A 1020-nucleotide genomic window follows, 5' to 3' on the forward strand; every position below is an offset into this window, starting at 1 on the left:
TGGCGGGTGGGCCGCCGATGGCGGTGTGGTGTCGGTGATGGTTGTACATGTGGAGCCAGTGGGGCAAGGCGGCGCGGCGGGCGGTTTCGGTGGGGTAGGGCTTGGCGTAGGCCCATTCGTCGACCAGGGTGCGGTGGAAGCGTTCGACTTTGCCGTTGGTTTGCGGCCGGTATGGGCGGGTGCGTTTGGGTTGGATGCCCATCGAGGTGAGGGTGTGGCGCCATAGTTTGGAGCGGTAGCAGGCGCCGTTGTCGGTGATGACCCGGGTGATGGTGATGGCGTGGGTGGTGAAGAAGGCGTGGGCGCGTTGCCAGAAGGCGACGGCGGTGTGTTTGGTTTCGTTGGGCAGGATTTCGGTGTAGGCCAGCCTGCTGTGGTCGTCGATGGCGGTGTGTAGGTAGCTGTAGCCGATGATCGGTTTGCCGCCCTTGCGGCCGTGTTGGCTGGGGTGTTGTTGCTTGTGTCGGTTGCCGATGTGCCGGCCGTGGGCGCGCCAGCCGCCGCCGTCGGGGATGTTGCCGAGCTTCTTGACGTCGACGTGGATCAGGTCGCCGGGGTGGGGGTGTTCGTAGCGGCGGACTGGTTGGCCGGTGGCCCGGTCTAGGTGGGCCAGTCGTGGCACACCGGCGCGGGTCAGGATGGCGTGGCAGGTCGAGGTGGGCAGGCCGAGCCGGCCGGCGATCCGGGCTGGTCCCCACCGCTTGTTGGCCCGCAGGTGCAGTACCTTGCGCTCGACCGGCGCCGGCGTGCGGCGGGGGCTGTGGTGCGGGCGGCTGGACCGGTCGGCCATCCCGGCCGGCCCGTGGGCCCGGTATCGGTCGGCCCACCGTTTCGCAGTCGTTGGGCTGACCTGGAACCGTTCCGCGGCTCGCCGCAGCGACCATTTCTCGTCCACGATGCAGCGGGCCAGACGCAGCCGGCCCAGCTCGGTCAACGGGGCGTTACGGTGGGGCACGAGGACCTCCCTCGGATGGTGCGGCTGTTGTGGTAGCTCCACACCTACCGAGGAGGTCCTCACCC

1 protein-coding gene is annotated in these 1020 nt (G+C 68.8%); it reads right to left on the minus strand.

The window, feature by feature from the left end:
- Window positions 1-955 (minus strand): IS481 family transposase (locus ACTMTJ_RS45375; protein ID WP_441225319.1); only part of this gene is annotated, 955 nt, incomplete at its 3' end.
- Between the last annotated feature and the right edge of the window lie 65 nt (window positions 956-1020).

The organism is Phytohabitans sp. LJ34, assembly GCF_052068095.1.
Taxonomy (GTDB): Bacteria; Actinomycetota; Actinomycetes; order Mycobacteriales; family Micromonosporaceae; genus Phytohabitans.